Raw genomic sequence first — 19,358 nt, forward strand, 5'->3', positions numbered from 1 at the left:
GGTCTACTCCTTCACCAGCTGCCGAATCTGCTCTTGATAGGCTTGCTCGTAACCGGGCCGAAAACCTTGATGCAGGAATCGTTGATTGCCATCCCGGTCGATCAGCAGGGTGGTCGGCATGGCGGATACGGCATAGTCTTTGCTGACCCGGTTGTCGTTGTCGAACAGGATTGGAAAGCTCACCCCCAGCTCCTTGGACAGCTTGCGTACCTTGGCATCATCCTGCTCCACATTGATCCCCAGCAGGGTAAACCCGAGCGGCTGGTAGCGTTGATAGAGCTCTTCAAGCAGCGGCATCTCCTGTCTGCAGGGGCCGCACCAGCTTGCCCAGAAATTGATCATCACCACCTCTCCGCGCAGTTCGCTGAGACGCAGATTCTCGCCGTTCAGACTCTTCAGGGTGAAGTCAGGGGCCAGCTGAGTGGCCGCCCACAGTGGTGTGAAATGCAGTGATAACATTAGCACCAGGGTGGCCAATATGTGGTGCTGTTTGGCTGTGTTTATCATTCTTAAGGCTCCTGATTTAAAAGAACAGGCTCAGACCGGCACTCAGTTCGAGGTTGTGAGTGGTTTTATCCTCTCCAAGCAGGTCGCTGTTGAAGAGGTGGTCCCGCACGTCAAGATGCAGGGCAAAGGCATCGGTGAACAGGAAGCGGTAACCCAGTCCGAGATTGGCGCTGAAATGGTCGTCACCCGCGAAGGTGACATTGCCGACGCCGCCGATCAGATAGAGATGGGTGTTGAAGGCCCGTCCCTTTCCAATGAAAACCTCTCCGGGTAACAGGTTGTAACCCAAAGAGAGGTTGTAGTAGGTGAAATCGCGTTCGCTGTCGGTGAGCAGCTGTGCACTACCGCTTAACAGTTCATAGCTGGTCTTGCTGGCGCGGGAGTAGCCTGCATCTGCCTCCAGGAAAAAATCTTCGCTGAGGTGGTAGTTGAGACGCACGCCGTAGACCGGGTTGGTGCCAAAGTCCTCAATGCTGAGTGCGCCGGCAAACAGGCTGATCTCGAAGTCTTCGGTATCGATCTCAGGCTCGACGATCTCGCGTCGATCGAGGTCGGGCAGAATTACCGGCTCCCTGCCGCCCTCCATCTCCCCGGCTGCTGACAGGGATTGCCAGGGCAGCAGTGCTATCAGCAGCCAGAAGCCGACAGATCGTCTGGTCGGTCGGCTTTTCAGAAGAAGAAAGCGATACCTAATTTCCATTCCGAGTACTCCTCGTTGTCGTCACGACTGGTGAACACCAGTCGGTTTTTGTATTCACCGCGCAACATGAAACGGCGCCCCAGGTAGAAGCGCGCCCCGAGTCCCACGTTCGCGGTTTGGTCAGTGCGGTCCTCGCTCTGCACCAGAGTGCTGCGTGGCCGCGTGTGGATGAGGCCGGTGCCGATGGTGAAGAAAGGCGAGATTCTCCACTCAGGAAAAGGCTGGGCAACAAGATTTATGTCTGCCATCAGTTGGCTTGAGACGTCCCCCAAGGCATGGGAGAAGGCGAGCTCGGCACTGAGATTCTGCGACAGGGCAAAGCCGCCATATGCACTGAGCAGGGCGGCGCCTTCAAAATATCCCCCCAGCAGGCCCGCTTCCCAGCGGCGTCCGTTGAAGTCGTCCAGTCGAGGTGCATCCAGACGCAGCGGCTCACCCTGGTGGTCGAGGTTTCCACTGAGCTGATCCAGATGGACCCAACCTTCAACGCCTTTGTGGGTACGCAGCTTGAACCAATCGGTGCGGCGTTTGAGGATCTCTACCCGCTCGCCTCGCCCCACGGCATGAATAGCGGGGAAGGCGCGTCCCGGGCCGGTCTGCAACTCAATATAGGGCGCACTGATCTCCACCTCCCGGTAACGCTCTTCCGCTGCTGCAAGCGTACTCAACAGCCAAAGTGGAAGCAGGTAGATCAGGGATAAGTGAGGGCGGGCAGAGGCCATCGGGTTCAATTTTCGACGGGTATGTCGAAGGGGTTGTTCCAATACTGGGCACCGACGTCGAGCCATTCGGACAACAGCCGCAGTTCGGCCGGACTCAGATAACCTTCGTGGGAGCCGCCCACCGTGAAACGGTCAAAAAAATAGCTGGTCTGTGAGGAACCGGCCCGCATCGAGGGGCCGGGGGCGCGTACCGTCACCATAATCGGGATCGGCAGGCCGTCGGCGTCGAGGATAAGATTGCCTTGTGCGTCGGTTTCAAACAGGAGATTGCCATCGCCGTCGGTGTCCTGTACCACCTGGTCGAGCAGCAGACCGTTGATGATCTCCTGCACATTGTCGGAAAAGAGCAGTTCCCGGTAGGCCTTGAAATGGTCGGATTGAGCGTCCGAAGGACCGTCACTCAGGTCGAGCTGGCCGGCGGAAACCTGCAGGGCGCCGTTTTCGTCGATGGTTCCATGGCACAGGTTGCAGCGGCGATCTTCGATCAGCTGACCGCTTTCGTCCAGCAGCGGACGTGGGACATTCCAGAGAGGATGGATATGTTGTTCATAGTGGATCACCGTGCGGCAAAGACGGGACCAGCTCTGTTGGCAGGACTCGGTGGTGGGCGCTGGAGCATTCACGTCGGCGTAGCGATAGCTGAAAGCGGGATCTTTTGCCCGCACAGCGGGGTCGGTCCAGTGATCCTCAAACAGCAGGTCGACGTTGGGGCTGAGGGCGGCACAGTCACTCTGGCAGCTGATACGGCCGCGGGCCTGGGCCATGGTTTCACCCTGGTTGGCCCAGATCGCCGGATCGCTGTTGGGAAAGGGCAGGCCGTCACCCAGAGCGCCGACGTTGACTGCGACCGGCAGGGCATCCTTGCGGCCGTGAGGTACGGTGTCGTCAGGGTCGTGACAGCCGTGACACGTGAGTGTTTCTCCAGGGCGCAGATGCAGCCAGTGGTCATGGCGATCGCCGATCCTTTGCCCATTCCGGTCGAGCAGACTGAAGCTGAAAGGGGTGTCGGCCGGAACCTTGATATTCACCGAGCCGTCGGGTTCGATGGGGGCGTAACCGAGGATCTCTCGCATTCCCAGGCTTCGGTTACGGCCGAAGGCGCTGCCGGGTATATCCAACAGATCGTCGGGGGGGAGTGCCACCGGTTTGAACAGACGCAGGAAACGCAGTGGACGCTGATCGGCTGTGGTCAGCGCCGGGTCCGCCAGGCTGGCAAGGTCGGGAACGGCAGTGTCCTGGCCGTCCAGATCGTAAACGCTGCGGATCTGCAGCAGCCCTACGCCCTCTTCCGCCAGCAGGATATCGGGAATATTGTCAAAGATTATGCTCGGGGCTTTGCGCGCCTGCAACGCCACCACCTCTTCGTAGACCACTCCGTCGGTGGGGCTGAGCACCGGCATCTGGGTTGTCTCGTCAGGGTCATAGACGTAGATGCCGTAGAGTGGGGAGGCTTCCTCGGCGCGGGGGTCGGCCAGATTTTCCTCTGTGCAGGGCAGGGTAAGGCTCTCGATTCGCAGACGGCACTGACTCCAGCTCAGTAGAAGCCGGTCTGTGCCGTCCCGGAGCGGAAAAGCGTCACGATAGCGGCCGCCGGTGGAAGGGGCGCTATCGGTGCGCACCGGGTTGATCGTCGCCGGCGGCTGGGCTGTGCCCGGCAGGGTTTCGCCGCCGCTGAGCGGACGGTTGTGGTCGACGAAATTATCGATATCGATCCGCACCAGATCGCCACCATCCAGATTGTTGAAGGGTCGCAACAGGGCCAGCAAGCCGCCGTCAGGCAATTCGCGGGGGCGGAGGAACTGCACTGCTGCCCCGTCAGTCCCCGTGGCGTGGCTGTCTGCGCCATAGAGAAGTTGCAGATTGGTGCCATCGGGGTTCATCTGATAGAGGTCGATTGCCTCGTCTCCGCTGCGTTCCCAGCGGCTAAATACCACCCGTCCGTCACTCAGTACCGTGGGGTCCAGGTCGTGACTCTGGTTGAAGGAGATCTGCTGGATGTCGCTGCCGTCCGCCTGCATCACATGCAGCACGAATATGGGCTCCTGGCCGGATTCGTTGATCGCGGCGTATTGCGGCTTGCCTTCGTCCAGCAACAGTGCTTTGGCACTTTTCTGCCGGCTGGAACTGAACAGTATCCGGTCGTCCGGCAGGTAGTGGGGGGCGATGTCATGGCCCGCTTCTGCATGGGTATCGGAGGTGATGACGCGGCGCAGACTATTGTCGGCATAGCTGTATTCCCAGATGTTCCAGCTCGGCTGGTCTGCCTCGTCCAGACCTTCGATCAGAGGCAGGCGAAGTGAGAACAGCAATCGCTCGCCATCATAGGAGACCTGCAGATCCCGAACGTCCCCCCCTCCACCAGTGAGCTGACGGGTGAGGTTGTGCTCACTCGCACTGGGTGAAGCACGCTCGCGCAGGTAGAGATCGGCGCCTGCATTGAAGGTGATCAGGCGGCGCATGTCCTCCTGTTCGATACCGGTGACAGGACGTTTTACATAGGCAACCGGGTGGTCCACTACCACAGGGTCTGCTGTCTGCTCAGCTCCACCGCAAGCAACCAATAAGATTGGAGCCAGGATGCCGGAAATGTATCGGCATGCAGCCGGATGTTTCTTAAGAAAAGTAAACAAGAACATCAGTCGATGATTTCCATAATCCATTATTAAATACTCAAATTTCAGAGTTCAAGCCATCCGGAAAAGATGGAAGGTGGCGTTTAATTCATCTGGTAGGGTGCACTGCGCACACCTACGCTCTTCACATTTAGAGAAGCCACACTCCATGCCAACCACCACCATGAACTCCGAAACCTGAGTTAAATAAATGATTGGTCCGATCTGTTGGGCAGAAAAAAATCAAACGAAATGTTTTTTCGGGTTGGTAACAAAGATCTGTCACTGCTTTGTTTTTTGCATTCGTCTCTTTTTATTTGTGCTCAACCAAGTGAGTTCATTATGAATGGGAGAGCAGTATAAAAACTGCAAAGGTGGTCACATTGGGTGTGGTGGGATTCGTATCCAAGTCACAGAAACAACTCATCCATGCCTGCATTATTTAGTTCAAGAGATATTTACAGGTCTTAATTCTGAAGATAAAAGTGCTTCCGACTATTGATAATAAAATAAGCACCTACCAATAAAAACATTGGGAAAATGATAATTTTAATACGATAAGCTGAGCATATATTAATCGAAAAATATCGCTGGCCAATGTAGTTGGCTTCAAGAATGAAAAGCAGTTCCGTTTATTGCGAAGAATAAAATATTTTGTCGTAAGGCAATCGATATATATACAAGGTAGGGATAAAAATGGGTCTACATATAAGGAGGAGATTGTTCGTCAGTGATGCACTGATGATGGGTTGTCTGGTTCTATTCCTCGTTATCTCCCACCCGTTGCTGGCGGGTGCAAAGGAACAGGCCCGGCGGATGCACGATCGCATTGCGGGGGTGCCGCCGAGTCAATTGGTGTTGGACCAAATGGAGACGGAGATAAATGCCAACGGCGACCCGGTTGCCGCGGCTTATATCGCCATGGAGAACCCGGCTTTCTACAATGTGACCCTGAAGAATTTTGCCGCTCCCTGGAGCAATGAGGAGCAGAGCGGTTTCGTGCCGCTCAACGACTACACCGCCACGGTGATCGGCATGGTGCGCGACGAGGTTCCCTTCAATCAGTTGTTGTCGGCGGATCTGCTCTATATCGGTGATCCGGCCCTGGACCTGCCCGGCTATTCGTCCGCAAACAATGATCACTACGAGGCGTTGGAGCAGCGCGGAATCGATCTCAAGGAAGGATTGGTGGCGACGCAGCAGTCGGTGGCCGGTGGTTTGCCCGCCTCTGCCACAGCCGGCATCGTGACCACCCGGCAGGCGGCCATGGCATTCTTTTCCGCCGGGACCAATAGATCCATGTACCGATTCACCCTGCTGAATCAGCTGTGTGTCGACCTGGAGCAGATCAAGGATACCACCCGTTCCGCTGACCGCATCCGTCAGGATATTCCCCGCAGTCCAGGCGGTGACAGCCGACTCTTTCTCAACAACTGCATCGGTTGTCACACCGGCATGGATCCACTGGTTCAGGCCTATGCCTACTACGACTTCGATGAAAGCGCAGGTCGCCTCGTCTATACACCGGGCGTGGTCCAAGCCAAGTACCTGATCAACGCCGACAACTTCAAATATGGCTATGTGACGACGGACGATCGCTGGGACAACTACTGGCGTACGGGACCCAACGCCCTGCTTGGCTGGGATCAGGTTCTGCCGGGTGGAGGCAACGGCGCCAAATCCATGGGCGTGGAACTGGCCAACAGCCAGGCGTTCGCCAGCTGTCAGGCAAAAAAGGTCTTCAAGAGCGTCTGTCTGCGGGAGCCGGTGGATGCTGCCGACCATGCCCAGGTAGAAACCATGAGCGCTTCATTCAAGTCCGATAACTACAGCATGAAACGACTGTTCGCCGAATCGGCGGTCTATTGCCGGGGGGATTGAGCGGTGTGGGCGGTCAGCGGAGATATGAGGCTAAAGATGGCAGTCGCTAAACAGAAAATGGCGTTGATTGGCGGCTTATGGCTACTTGCCGCTGTGTCGTTGAGCGGCTGCATGGAAGGGGTCAGCACCAGCGAGATCCCCTCCACCAGTGCTCAGGAGGAGAGCAGCTACAAGGGACCGGCGGCGCGTACCAGTGATGTCCAGGCGTTTCGGATCAGTCTGTGGGAGAACCTGCGCTCCACCAGTCGTTGCGGTAACTGTCATGGTGAAACGGGTCAGTCGCCCCTGTTTGCGCGCAACGACGATGTCAATCTGGCCTACACTGCGGCCAATTCGCTGGTCGACCTGGTCAGCCCCGGCGATTCACGCCTGGTGACCAAGACAGGTGGTGGACACAATTGCTGGCTTGCCAGTGATATTGCCTGCGCAGACACTATCACTGCCTATATCGAAGCCTGGGCCAACAGCAGCGGTATTGGTGGTGGCCGTCAGATCGAACTCAAGGCCCCGCCGATCAAGGAAGTGGGTGACTCGCGCATCCTGCCGGACGATTTCGGTCTTTTCTCCGTCACTGTCTATCCACTGCTTACCAGCCACTGTGCCGAGTGTCATAACGAAAATGCGGTCACCCCGGAGGCCCCCTACTTTGCCGGGCCCGATGTGGCGGTGGCCTACGAAGCGGTGGCTTCCAAGCTCGATCTGAACCGGCCGGAGGCATCGCGTCTGGTGGTACGGTTGCGCACTGAGTTTCACAACTGCTGGAGCGGCGAATGCCTGACGGATGCGGATGACATGGAGGCCCAGGTGGCCGCCTTTGCCGCCCAGGTACCGATCTCACAGGTCGATCCCGCGCTGGTGTTGAGCAAGGCCCTCAACCTTGCAGACGGAGTGATCGCCAGCGGTGGCAGCCGTCATGAGACAAATCAGATCGCCCTGTATGAATTCAAGACCGGTGAAGGTGATATCGCCTACGACACCAGCGGTGTGGAGCCAGGACTCAATCTGACCCTCAGTGGCGAAGTGGCCTGGGTCGGTGGCTGGGGGCTGGAGTTCAGCGGCGGTAAGGCGCAGGGTTCCACTGGCGCCAGCAGCAAGTTGAATGAGCTGATTCAGGCCACTGGTGAATACACCATCGAGGCCTGGGTAGTGCCAGCCAATGTGACTCAGGAGGGACCGGCTCGTATCGTCAGTTATTCTGGCGGCACGGATATCCGCAACTTCACCCTGGGGCAGACCCGCTATAACTACGATTTTCTGCAGCGTTCCAACCAGACCGGAGCGAATGGTGAACCTGCGCTCTCCACCGCCGATGCAGACGAGCGCCTGCAGGCTACAGAGCAGCATGTGGTAGTCACCTTCGACCCGGTCAACGGTCGTAGCATCTACGTCAACGGCCGCTTTACCGATGATCTTGATCCGGTTCCGGGTGGCAATCTGAACGATTGGGATGACACCTTTGCCCTGGTGCTGGGCAACGAGGTTTCGGGAAACCGTCCCTGGCAGGGCAAACTTCGAATGCTGGCGATCCACAATCGCGCCATGACGCCTGAGCAGGTCGACCGCAATCTGACTGCTGGTGTGGGGGAGAAGTACTTTCTGCTGTTTAGCGTGAGTGAATTGGTGGGCTTGCCGGAGAGCTACATCCTGTTCGAAGTCACCCAGTACGATAGCTACAGTTATCTCTTCAACCAGCCCCGGTTTATCAGTTTGGATGCGGACGTGCAACCTACGGGTCTCCCCCTCGCCGGTATGCGCCTCGGCATGAACGGTCGCGAGGTGGAGGTGGGCCAGGCCTACAACAATCTCGATCTCACTATTGGAGGCAGTGCCTATTCGGCTGAACAGGGCCAACTGCTTTCGCCACTTGGAACGGCGATCGCCAGTGAGTTGGGCGTGGCGGGGGATGAATTCTTCCTCAGTTTCGAACGGCTTGGCAACCAGAGTAACGTCTATACGGAACCGCTGCCGCTGGCCCCACCGCCCCCTGCTGATGGCGAACCGCAATCGGTGATTGGACTGCGCACTTTTGATGAGATCAACGCCAGCATGTCAGCGCTGACCGGTGTCAGTTCGATCCGCCCGGAGGTGAGTACCACCTTCGAGAGTGTCAAACAGCAACTCCCGGCGATTGAGACCATCGGGGGTTTCCTCTCCGCCCATCAGGTGGCGGTGTCGCAGCTGGCGATCGAATACTGCAATGCTTTGGTGGACGACCCTGTCTTGCGCAGCGGCTACTTCCCCGGCTTCCCTTTCGACAGCGAGCCGCAGAGCGCCTTTACCACCAGCCGGGACTTGATGCTCGACCCTTTGATGACGCGGATGCTGGGCGGGGGCTTGGCTGATCAGCCCAGTGAGACAAATGTGCGCACCGAGTTGGATCAACTCACTGACCTGCTGATCGCCTGTGGTGCCGGTTGTGAACCGGGTCGCACCGCTGTGGTGGTCAAAGCCAACTGCGCCGCGCTGCTCGGCAGTGCAGTTCTGCTGTTGCAATAAGACGGATTAAAGCGATGAAACGACGAGTCAGAAACCTCTCCCCGGATGCGCCACTGCTCTACCCGGATCATCCACGTCCCGTCAGCCGGCGCGATTTCATCCGTCAGGGACTGGCCGCCGGGCTGGGTGCGGTGACCGCGCCCACACTGTTCGGCCTGTTCGCCAATCCCCGCCAGGCCAGTGCTGCCCTCTCCAGCGATCTGGAGAACCTGAAACAGTCTTGCGGCATCGCTGTTCAGGGGGCCGGCAAGATTCCCTTCATCTGTTTCGACCTGGCCGGTGGCGCCAATATTGCGGGCTCCAATGTGTTGGTTGGTGGGCAGGGGGGACAACTCGATTTCCTCACAACCGCCGGATATAGCCGCCTCGGTCTACCAGGCGATATGATCCCGCCGCTGGCCAACCCCCAGTCCGCATCCGGTGATTTCACCAACAGTGAGCTTGGGCTTGGTTTTCACTCCGACAGCGCCTTTCTGCGGGGTATTTTGGAGCGGGTCTCCCCCGCCACCGCCGCCAACATCAACGGTGCGGTGATCCCGGCGCGTTCCGATAACGATACCGGCAACAACCCCCACAACCCCATGTACGGCATCAACCGCGCAGGTGCTGACGGTGAGCTGTTGACCCTGATCGGCTCACGCAATTCCGAGTCGGGCGGCAATTCGGTGGCGCCAGCGGGAATGATCGACCCCAGCCTGCGTCCCACCAAAGTCGATCGCCCCAGTGATGTCACCGGGTTGGTGGACACCGGCAAGCTGGTAGGGCTGCTCAGCCAGGGAGATGCGGTAGCGGTGATGGAGTCGATCCAGCGCATCAGCGACATGCGATTGGACCGGGTGGATACCCGTATCAGCAGTGACGCAGTGATCAAGGAACTGGTGCGCTGCGGTTATGTGAAGAGTGCCGACCTGGTGGACCGTTACGGTGATCCCGCCGCCCTCAATCCCTCCCTCGATCCGGACATCATCGGGCCGATATTCAGCCAGGCGGAGTACGACGGGGACAGCGAATTCCGTAAGACCGCTTCGGTGATGAAGCTGGTACTCAACGGTTATGCCGGCGCCGGCACCATCACCATGGGCGGCTTTGACTATCATACCGGCAACCGGTCGGTGGGGGAGATCCGTGATCTGCGTGCCGGACGCTGCATGGGCGCCTGCCTGGAGTACGCAGCGCGGCTCGGGGTGCCGTTGATGCTCTACGTTTTCAGTGATGGTTCAGTAGCCAGTAACGGTGCGGTGGACAATTCCATCGAGGGGCGCGGCAAAGGGGTCTGGACCGGCGACAATGGTTCGACCGCAGCCTCCTGCTTCCTGGTCTACAATCCGGCGGGCCGCCCCGGGTTGCTTGGCGCCACCCCGGAACAGCAGGCGCAGCACCAGCAGATCGGTTTCTTTCGCGGTGACGGTTCGGTGGAGACCAGTGCAGCCCCCGCAGCCAATAACGTCAATCTGCTGGTGGAAACAGTAGTACTCAACTACATGGCACTGCATGGAGAACAGGGCAGTTTCAGCGGACGGTTTCCCGGCCACGGCCTGGGCAATGCGACGATGCTTGACCAGCTCACTGCCTTCCAACCCATCGTCAATGGAACTCTCTGATGAAAACCAGGCTGCCGAAAATCCTCCGGTTGTTGGCACTGTTGCTGCTGTCCCTGTCTATTGTGGGCCAGTCTCAGGCCGATGAACCCGCTGACCTGCAGAGCCAGGTGCGGTCGCTGAAGAAGGCGGTGGTGGCACTAAACCGGGATCTCTTTTTGTTGGAGGAAGAGCTGCTTTTTCCCGGCCATACTCAGGTCTCGGTCTTCCTCTCCCTCGACCTGGGTGAGTTCTTCACCCTTGACTCTGTGCAGTTGAAGATCGATGACAAGGCGTTGGCCAACCATCTCTACACCGAACGGGAACTGGCGGCGTTACGCCGTGGCGGGGTGCAACGGCTCTTTCTCGGCAATCTGAAGAGCGGTGAACATGAGCTGGTCGCTTTCTTTACCGGTCTTGGTCCCGCTGGCCGCGACTATCGTCGCGCCACCAGCCTCAAGTTCACCAAGGGGGTAAGCCCCAAGTTGCTGGAGCTGCGGATCGTCGATTTGGAAGCCAGGCAGCAGCCGGAGTTTGACGTCCGGGAGTGGGAGTGAGTCAGGCAGGTTTCATCTTGCGGCTGGGGGTTGGCCTGCTGGGGGCTTTGCTGAGCAGCGCGACGCTGGGTGGATCTGCACCGGCCGAAACCGGGGTGCGCGATTTGCACTACGGCGAGGCGTTGTTCCAGCTCTTCCAGCAGCGCAACTTCACTGCCATTACCCACCTGCAAATGGCCCAAGCCAAGGGGGTGATGACCGCCCAGGGTGATGAACCGGAGTTGGTCCTGGGCGGACTCTATCTCGCCTACGGTCTTTATGACGAGGCGGAACAGGTGTTCAACCGGCTGCTGGAAAAGGCGGCAAAACCTGCAGTACGTGACCGGGCCTGGTTCCAGTTGGCTCGGCTGCATCAGCAGCAGGGTCGGCCTAAACGGGCTGCCCTGGCCTTCGGACGTATCGGCGATGCTCTGCCCGAAACTCTGCATGAACAGCAGCGCGAGCTGGCCGGTCTGATCGCAATGGCGCAGGGTGACCACCCGCTCGCCATACAGCGGTTGGTGTCTCCTGATGGAAGGTCAGCGTGGCAGGGATTTCATCTCTTCAACCGGGCACTGGCGCAGCTTGGTCAGGGCAGTGAGCAGGAGGGCCGAGATCTGCTTGATCAACTGGCCGGGCTCGACGCCGATGATGAGGAGCACCGCGCATTGCGTGACCGCGCCAATCTGCTGCATGGACAGTTATTACTCGAAGCCGGGGAGAATGCTGCGGCACAGGAGCGCCTGCAGCGTGTGCGGCTGCAAGGTCTCCACTCCAATCAGGCGCTGTTGGCGCTGGGTTGGGCATCCTTTCGCCAAGACCAGTTTGAAGAGGCGCTGACTCCCTGGATGGCGTTGGCGTTACGTGACCCGGACGACCCGGCAGTACAGCAGGGGCTGCTGCTGGCCCCCCAGGCGCTGCAGCAGTTAGGGGCGGAAGCCGAGGCGCTCAGACGCTACCGCCAGGCGCTGCAATTTTACCAGACTGAGCTGACCGAGCTGGGCCTATCGTTACAGGCAGTGGCTAAGGGTGTGCTGCTGCCGGATCTGTCTATGTTCGACGGGGGAGGTGCAGCAGACGGGTTGCTTTTGGCGAGCGACCCGGATCAGCGCCGTCGTCTACGGGGACTCCTGGCAAAGCACCGCTTCCGGCAGGCCTACGACGACTATGTCGATGTGGGTTTTCTCAGCGCCAATCTCCACCGCTGGTCCTCCACCATCGAGACCTACGACCACATGCTGGAGGTGCGGCAGGCCGCCTATGCCGAGCAGTTGCCGAGGGTGGAGGCGGCGCTATCCGATCAGCGTCTTCAGGGCTTGCAGCAGCGTCGTGAAAAGTTGCTTGAGATGCAAAAAGAGCTGGCTGACAACAGTCTGCCACTGCGGTTGGCGAATGCCGAAGAGCAGGCCCAACTGGCCCGTATGCAGGCGATTGAAGCGGAAATGGACCAATTGGGTGACGCTGTTCAACTGGAGAGCAAACGTCAGCGGCTAAGGCTGATGATGGGGATGCTGAACTGGCAGGTCGAGACTGATTTCAAACCCCGCCTGTGGCAGTTCAAGAAATTACTCCGTTCGACGAGTGATGAGCTGGAGCGGAGTCGGCAACTTCGTGAAAGGTTGAAAGGGGCGTTAGAGCAGGCGCCCGGCCGTTTCGAAGGTTTTTCGGGGCGAATCGAATCTCTGAAAGTGCGCATTGCAGAGCTGCAATCTACCGTGAATGTGACCCTGAAGGCACAGGCCGGAGCGCTGAATCTCATGGCCAGCGAATCGCTGCAGCAGCGTCGGCAAGGCCTCGAAGCGCTGCAGGTCCGGACTCGCTTCGCGCTGGCTCAGCTGCAGGACCGGGCCGCTGCCCGCAGTGAGGCGGGACCATGAAGTTTCTGACTCTGATACTGCTTCTGCCTCTGCTGCAGGGGTGCGTCTCCTGGTTGCAGCGGCAACCCGAGCCACTCACTCTGTCCAGTCTGCCGAGCCGGGAAAGCGAGGTGGAAGTGGTACCGGTCGAGGCATTGACACCAGAGAGGGTGATGGATGACTACCGGGCACTGCTGCAGCAGTCTGCGCCTCCCGAGCTGACCCATGAAGCGACCCGGCGGTTGGCGGATCTGCAGCTGGGGCAGGGCGAGCGGCGGCTTGCAGGGGAGGCCCAAGGTTTGCCGGCGGAGGCTGTCTTCGACAGTGCGATCAAACTCTATCGGCAACTACTGGAGCTGAATGACGACATAACCGGGCGTGACCGGCTCTACTATCAGCTGGCCCGGGCCGAGGTGCTGGTCGGCCGCTTGGAGGCATCGCAGCAGACCCTTGATCGTCTGGTGCGGGAACATCCTGAGAGTCTCTATTTTCAGGAGGCTCAGTTTCGACGGGGCGAGTGGTTGTTCACCCGTGCAGACTATGCTGCAGCCCAGCGAGCCTATGCTGCCGCCGTGGCTGCGGGTGGGGATTCGCCGTTCCACCAACGTGCCCTGTTCAAACTCGGTTGGGCACTGTTCAAACAACAACAATTCAATGCGGCTCTGGATGCCTTCGTGGCCCTGCTCGATCTGCGTGCGGATACGCTCAGCCGCCTCGACAGCAACACCCTGATCCCCAGTGACCGGGAGCTGATGCAGGATACCCTGCGGGTTACCAGCCTCTGTTTTACCCAGCAGGGGGGTGCCGCAGGGATCGACCGGTATTTTCAGTCAAATGGCGAACGTCCCTGGCTGCATCGGGTCTATCGCAGTCTTGGAGACCTCTACCTCAAACAGGAGCGTATCCTCGACGGGGCAGATGCCTATCTTTCATTCGTGCGACGGAGTCCCAGCCATCCACAGGCGCCGTCGCTTCAACTGCTGGCAATCGAGAGTTACCAGACCCACGATTTTCCCGGTCAGGCACTGGCGGCGAAAAGAGAGCTGGCGCAACGCTACAGTCAGGATGGTGAGGCCTGGAAGGGATTGGAACAGGAGAGCCGGATCGCTCTCACCCCCCATCTGAGAAAGTATCTGCGGGATCTGGCGAGCCATTATCATGCCCTGGCTCAACAGCCCGGCAAGGTGAAAAAGGGCCAGCGCGATACCTGGTTCAGCGAAGCGGTTGTCTGGTATCGCCACTACCTGAGCCGTTTTCCCGGCGAGGCACAAAGCGGTCGGGTTAACTTTCTACTGGCGGAGTTGCAGTTTGAGCGGGGTGAGTTTGGCCAGGCGGTAGTGGAGTACCAGCGCACTGCTTACGACTATCCACCACACAAAGACGCTGCCGAGGCGGGTTATGCTGCGCTGCTCGCCTTTGATCGACAGAAGTCGCTCCTGCCTGAGACTCCGCGTCTGGAGTGGCAGCGTCAGGCAGCAGAGAGTGGTTTGCGTTTTGCTGACCGTTTTCCCGCTGACAAACGAACTGCCGGGGTGCTGAGTCGGAGCGCCCGGCAGTTGTTTCAGCTGGGGGATTATGTCCAGGCCAGAAAAGTGGCGCAGCGCAGTCTGGAGGGAAAAAACGGGCTGGATGAGAAGGGCCAAAGGGTGAGTTGGGCAGTGGCCGCCCACGCCGCCTTCGAACTGGCCGACTATGCTGAAGCGGAAACCGGCTACAACAAGCTGCTGCAACTGTCGGCGGGGGACAAGGCGGGGCAGGGGACTATCCGGGAAAAGCTTGCGGCTGCTATCTACCAGCAAGGGCGGATTCTGAGTGAAAAGGGCGAGGCAGCGGCAGCGGCCCAACACTATCTGCGCGTGGGCCGGGTGGTGCCCGATGCGTCGATTCGTACCACTGCTGAATACGATGGTGCGGCCAGCCTGATCACTGCGGGCCGGTGGAAGATGGCTGCCGAGGTGTTGGAGGGATTTCGTCAGCGATATCCCAAGCATGAGCTGACGGTCGATGTTGAGCGCAAACTGGCGCTTGCCTATCTGCAAAATGACCAGCCGCTGGAGGCGGCGGTGGTGTTCGAGCGGGTTGCCGTTGCGCCTCTGGCGACGGAAGTGCAGCAGCAGGCTGCCTGGCAGGCAGCGGAACTCTACCAGAAGGCAGGCAGTGACAAACGGGCGGTAAGTGCATTCAAGCGCTACGTAAAACGTTTTCCCCAGCCTCTGGAACCAGCAATGGAGGCCCGCCAGCAACTCGTGGAGCTCTATCAACGGCAGCAGGAACCCGCCAAGCGTGACTACTGGCTGCGCCAGATTGTTGCTGTGGAACGCAAGGCCGGTGCCGCCGGCAGTGAGCGCAGTCGCTATCTCGCCGCCCAGGCGGCGCTGAGACTGGCCGAACCGGAATACATGGCGTTTGTGAAAATCCCCCTTAAACGGCCGCTGGCGCGCAGTTTGAAGCGCAAAAAGCGCCAGATGCAACGCGCAATCAAGGCCTATGACCTGGCGGCAGGTTTTGCCCAGGCCGATGTGACCACCCTGGCAACCTTCCGCCTGGCTGAGATCTATCGGCTCTTCGGCGAGTCCCTGCTGACTTCGGAACGTCCCGCCGGGCTTTCGGCGGAAGAGTTGGAACAGTATGAACTGCTACTGGAGGAGCAGGCATATCCCTTCGAAGAGAAGGCGATCGAGGCCCATGAGCTGAACGCCCGCCGGGCGGCGCAGGGTGTCTATGACGACTGGGTTCGTCAGAGCTTCAGTCAGCTGGCGCAATTGAACCCAGCGCGTTACGCCAAACAGGAACAGGGGGAGCGGGTGTTCAATGAGATACGTTAGACCGATTACGGGTCTCCTTTTTTGCTCGTTGCTGCTGGCGGGTTGCGCTAATCAGGTACTGCACCGGGATCTGGCTTTACCTGCAACTGCAGGGACACCGTCATTGGAAAAAACAGAGCGGGAGAGTGCGCCGGAGTTGCCGGAACAAGCCCGGTTGCAGCTGAGCCAGGCGCTCATTGCGATGCGTGATGGCCAGGATGAGGAGGCCGAGCCACTGCTGAGGGCGCTGGCGGATGAGTTCCCCGATTTTGTCTCGCCGCGGCTCAACCTGGGCATCCTGCTGCTCAGGGGGAATCAGGCAGAGGCTGCGGAGACGGCATTGCGCCAAGTGTTGCAGATCGACGCGGAGAATTCGGTGGCACGGCACCAGCTGGCTATTCTGCTGCGCCGCCAGGGACGTTTCCAGGAAGCCCTGACGGTATACAGGAAACTGTTGGAGGGCAAACCGGACCATGCCCTGGCTCACCGTAATCTGGGCATCCTCTATGACCTCTATCTCGACAACCCCCGCCAGGCTCTGGCCCACTACAAGCAGTTTGCTGCGCTCTCGGCTGCTGGCGAGCAGGAGACAAAAATGTGGATTGCGGAGCTGAAAAGACGCATTGGCGCCGGGGAAAAACTGGCGGCAGAGGTGAAATGAGCATGAGTACAGATTTATTTCGATGGATGCTGTTGGCGACGCTGCTGAATCCGTGGATGGCCCAGGCAGAACAGCGGATGGAACTGGACGGTACGGCGGTAGTTGGCAGCCGGGAGTCTCCGCAGGTGCTCTATCTGGTGCCCTGGCGGAAATCGGGGCCGGGTGACCCGTTAGGCATGCCGCCGCTGGAGAACGGAGACGATCTGCTGGTCCCGTTGGAGCGGGCGGTGTTTCGGCGGCAGCTCGACTATTTTAGTGCCGCCAATGAATGAACAACCATGAACGAAACGCCGTACGACCTACAGAACAAGGTTTGTTAATAGATCAATCTGAATAATCGCTACAGAGGAACCATTATGGACAACTATCTTTTTATCATTCGATTTTTCCAGGAGGGAGGGATGTTCATGTACCCGATCCTGCTGATTTTTGCCCTCGGCCTGGCGATAGCTGTAGAGCGTTACATCTACCTGGCAAGCGCAAAATTGCGCAACAGCCGTTTCTGGGCGAGGGTGCTGCCACAGCTGAATGAAGGTGAATTCAAACAGGCGCTGCAATCGGCCAGCGATTCCGGCACCGCCTTGGGGCGCATCCTGGTCTACGGTCTGTCCCGTACCCACAATGCTCGGCGCCGGGGTGACATTGAGATGGCAATGGAAGAGGGACTGATGGAAGAGATCCCGCGTTTCGAGAAACGCACTCACTATCTGAGTACCTTGGCCAATATCGCAACGCTTCTTGGCCTCTTGGGAACCATTATTGGTCTGATCAAAGCCTTTACTGCGGTCGCTGCTGCCGATCCTGCGGAGAAGGCGGACCTGCTCTCCGCCAGTATTTCGGTGGCGATGAATACCACCGCTTTCGGCTTGATGGCTGCGATCCCGCTATTGCTTGTCTACACACTGCTGCAAAGCCGTACCACCCAGGTTGTCGATAGTCTGGAGATGGTTTCTGTGAAGTTCCTCAATATCGTCACCGAGCGGGCCGGGAGCGCAAAATGAGACGCCGGTCGCGTCGGTATGCGGAAGAGGCGGAGCTGAATATCACCGCCTTCATGAATCTGATGGTGATACTGGTACCCTTTCTCCTGATCACCGCCACCTTCTCACGCATGGCAGTGCTGGATCTCCACCTGCCGCCGGCCAGTGAGGGCAGCAGTACTGCCAAGGGAGAACTCCAGTTGGAGGTTATTGTGCGTCATGACGCCATCGAGATTGCCGATCGTCGTGGAGGTCTGATTCAGCGCATTGAACAGCAGGAGTCGGGACAACATCTGCAGCAGCTTTCACAGGTGCTGCAGGCACTCAAGGCGCGTTATCCCGAAAAGCGCAACGTATATATCCTGTCGGAGCCGGAGGTCTCATATGACGATCTTGTGCAGGTGATGGACCGGGTGCGGATTACCGATCTGGTGCAGGCGGGTTCGGTGGTGCAGGCGGAGCTGTTTCCCGATATCTCTCTGGGCGATGCACCTCCACTGCCAGGGGCGGCAACCCGGGGTAAAGGCTCATGAAGATGTCACGTCGGGCGAAACGCATGCAGCGGCACCACAAGCGCAACCGGGGGCGCGGTGGCATCAACCTGGTATCGCTGATGGATATCTTCACTATCCTGGTCTTTTTCCTGTTGGTGAACTCCTCAGAGGTGCAGGTGCTGCCCAACGCCAAGGCCCTCAAGCTGCCTGAGTCGAGCGCAGAGCAGCGTGCAAAAGAGACCATGGTGGTGATGCTCAATACAGATGAGATTCGGCTGCAGGGAGAGGTTGTGGTGCAGCTCGACCGGCTGGCAGACTCCACTACGGAGATGATCGAGCCGTTGCGGCAGGCACTGGATGAACGAGTGAAAATAGCGCTTCCTGCTGCGGGGAAGGATGCTGATGGCATAGGTGAGATCACCATCATGGCGGACAGGCAGGTCCCTTACAGCCTCTTGAAACGGGTGATGCTGACCTGTGCGGAGAGCGAGTTCGGAAATATCTCCCTGGCAGTAGTGAGGCGCCCGGAGGAGGGTGAGTCAGAGGTGGCGCTATGAGTGTGATGACACATCGACTGGAACTGCCCTGGAACAGTGCGCACTGGGAAGACCGGCAGTTCCGCCGGTTGCAACTGGTGATGGTGGGTGCAGCGCTGCTGCTTGGGATGGTGCTCTCCCTGGTGGAACTGCCGCAACAGGAACGGTTTACACGCGTCACCCCGCCGCGGCTGGCGAAACTCATTCTGGAGCGCCGTCCGATAAAACCGGTAGAGCGCAAGCCGCCGGAAGTCGAGATACCCGTGGTTAAACCAAAACCGGTTGCCAAGCCGAAACCCAAGCCCAAGCCGGTAGTGAAAAAAAGGCCGAAAAGAGCGCCTTCCAAGGTGGCAAAGAAACCAATAAAGAGTGATCCGGCCGCAGCAAGACGCAAGGCCAGCCGGTCGGGTCTGCTGGCTGTCGCCGACGAGTTGGCAGATCTGCGTTCCGCACCTGCGGTGAGCAGCGTGGCCTCATCCCGCAGCCTCTCCAAAGCAGGTAACAAGGCAAACCGGGTGGAGCGCTCGCTGGTAACTGCGGGTGCCTCCCGCGGCAGTGACGGCATCAACACCGCGAAACTAAGCCGGGATACCGGCTCTCAAGGGTTGAGTGGTCGAAAAACGACCCAGGTGCGATCCGCAGTGCAGGGCAACGGAGGTGGCGGCAGCCGGGCTAAAAAGGTGGCGAAAGACTACTCTGCCCAGCGTACTGAAGAGGAGGTTCAACTGGTGTTCGATCGCAACAAAGGGGCGCTCTACTCCATCTACAACCGGGCTCTGCGAAAGAACCCCTCATTGATGGGAAAGATGTTGCTGGAGATTACCATTGCACCCTCGGGCAAGGTGACTACCTGTCGTTTGCTCTCCTCTGAGCTGGAGAACCGGAAACTGGAGCGGAAGCTGCTCGCGAGAATAAGGATGTTCGATTTTGGCTCTAAAGAGGTGGAGACCACTGTTGTCTCCTACCCGATCGATTTTCTTCCCTCATGAGCGGTGT

Annotated in this window: 16 protein-coding genes; 12 read left to right on the top strand and 4 right to left on the bottom strand. The window is 58.8% G+C overall.

The window, feature by feature from the left end; translation table 11 throughout:
* Positions 1-3: 3 nt before the first annotated feature.
* The 4 genes from HPY30_14220 to HPY30_14235 all read right to left on the bottom strand — a co-directional run bounded on the left by HPY30_14220 (position 4) and on the right by HPY30_14235 (position 4,565).
* Positions 4-507, bottom strand: coding sequence for a TlpA family protein disulfide reductase (locus HPY30_14220; GenBank protein QYZ67033.1), 504 nt, complete (start codon positions 505-507; stop codon positions 4-6).
* Between the two features lie 16 nt (positions 508-523).
* On the bottom strand, positions 524-1,093 hold the full coding sequence (locus HPY30_14225; GenBank protein QYZ68060.1) for an outer membrane beta-barrel domain-containing protein: 570 nt from the start codon (positions 1,091-1,093) through the stop codon (positions 524-526).
* An 83-nt stretch (positions 1,094-1,176) separates the two neighbouring features.
* Positions 1,177-1,929, bottom strand: coding sequence for an SH3 domain-containing protein (locus HPY30_14230; protein ID QYZ67034.1), 753 nt, complete (start codon positions 1,927-1,929; stop codon positions 1,177-1,179).
* A 5-nt stretch (positions 1,930-1,934) separates the two neighbouring features.
* Positions 1,935-4,565: a hypothetical protein gene (locus tag HPY30_14235; protein QYZ67035.1), complete on the bottom strand. Its 2,631-nt coding sequence runs from the start codon at positions 4,563-4,565 to the stop codon at positions 1,935-1,937.
* A 720-nt stretch (positions 4,566-5,285) separates the two neighbouring features.
* On the opposite strand from HPY30_14235, the gene HPY30_14240 reads away from it, so the two are divergent.
* The 12 genes from HPY30_14240 (at position 5,286) to HPY30_14295 (ending at position 19,351) form a co-directional block, all read left to right on the top strand.
* Positions 5,286-6,422: a hypothetical protein gene (locus tag HPY30_14240; protein ID QYZ68061.1), complete on the top strand. Its 1,137-nt coding sequence runs from the start codon at positions 5,286-5,288 to the stop codon at positions 6,420-6,422.
* A gap of 111 nt (positions 6,423-6,533) precedes the next feature.
* Positions 6,534-8,918 carry a LamG domain-containing protein gene (locus tag HPY30_14245; GenBank protein ID QYZ68062.1) on the top strand — a complete coding sequence of 795 codons (2,385 nt, stop codon included), beginning with the start codon at positions 6,534-6,536 and terminating at the stop codon, positions 8,916-8,918.
* Between the two features lie 14 nt (positions 8,919-8,932).
* A complete protein-coding gene (locus HPY30_14250) occupies positions 8,933-10,519 on the top strand; it encodes a general secretion pathway protein GspF (GenBank protein ID QYZ67036.1) in 1,587 nt (528 codons plus the stop codon).
* Positions 10,519-11,052 carry an AraC family transcriptional regulator gene (locus tag HPY30_14255; protein QYZ67037.1) on the top strand — a complete coding sequence of 178 codons (534 nt, stop codon included), beginning with the start codon at positions 10,519-10,521 and terminating at the stop codon, positions 11,050-11,052. Before HPY30_14250 ends, HPY30_14255 begins: the two co-directional genes overlap by 1 nt.
* A complete protein-coding gene (locus HPY30_14260) occupies positions 11,049-12,908 on the top strand; it encodes a tetratricopeptide repeat protein (protein QYZ67038.1) in 1,860 nt (619 codons plus the stop codon). The genes HPY30_14255 and HPY30_14260 overlap by 4 nt, the downstream gene beginning before the upstream one ends.
* A gap of 152 nt (positions 12,909-13,060) precedes the next feature.
* Entirely contained in the window at positions 13,061-15,712 is a 2,652-nt protein-coding gene (locus HPY30_14265; GenBank protein ID QYZ68064.1) for a tetratricopeptide repeat protein, read from the top strand.
* A 160-nt stretch (positions 15,713-15,872) separates the two neighbouring features.
* Positions 15,873-16,352, top strand: a complete 480-nt coding sequence (locus tag HPY30_14270) for a tetratricopeptide repeat protein (GenBank protein QYZ68063.1) — start codon at positions 15,873-15,875, stop codon at positions 16,350-16,352.
* A gap of 2 nt (positions 16,353-16,354) precedes the next feature.
* A complete protein-coding gene (locus HPY30_14275) occupies positions 16,355-16,624 on the top strand; it encodes a hypothetical protein (protein QYZ67039.1) in 270 nt (89 codons plus the stop codon).
* A gap of 84 nt (positions 16,625-16,708) precedes the next feature.
* The gene (locus HPY30_14280; protein ID QYZ67040.1) at positions 16,709-17,353 is read left to right on the top strand and encodes a MotA/TolQ/ExbB proton channel family protein; all 645 of its coding nucleotides are present in this window, start codon (positions 16,709-16,711) and stop codon (positions 17,351-17,353) included.
* On the top strand, positions 17,350-17,865 hold the full coding sequence (locus HPY30_14285; protein QYZ67041.1) for a biopolymer transporter ExbD: 516 nt from the start codon (positions 17,350-17,352) through the stop codon (positions 17,863-17,865). The genes HPY30_14280 and HPY30_14285 overlap by 4 nt, the downstream gene beginning before the upstream one ends.
* Positions 17,862-18,383 (top strand): biopolymer transporter ExbD, encoded by a 522-nt coding sequence (locus HPY30_14290; protein QYZ67042.1) that lies wholly within the window; start codon positions 17,862-17,864, stop codon positions 18,381-18,383. Before HPY30_14285 ends, HPY30_14290 begins: the two co-directional genes overlap by 4 nt.
* Positions 18,380-19,351 (top strand): TonB family protein, encoded by a 972-nt coding sequence (locus HPY30_14295; GenBank protein QYZ67043.1) that lies wholly within the window; start codon positions 18,380-18,382, stop codon positions 19,349-19,351. The genes HPY30_14290 and HPY30_14295 overlap by 4 nt, the downstream gene beginning before the upstream one ends.
* The last annotated feature ends 7 nt before the right edge of the window (positions 19,352-19,358 follow it).

Source organism: Gammaproteobacteria bacterium (ex Lamellibrachia satsuma), assembly GCA_019623805.1.
Classification (GTDB): Bacteria; Pseudomonadota; Gammaproteobacteria; order Chromatiales; family Chromatiaceae; genus QGON01.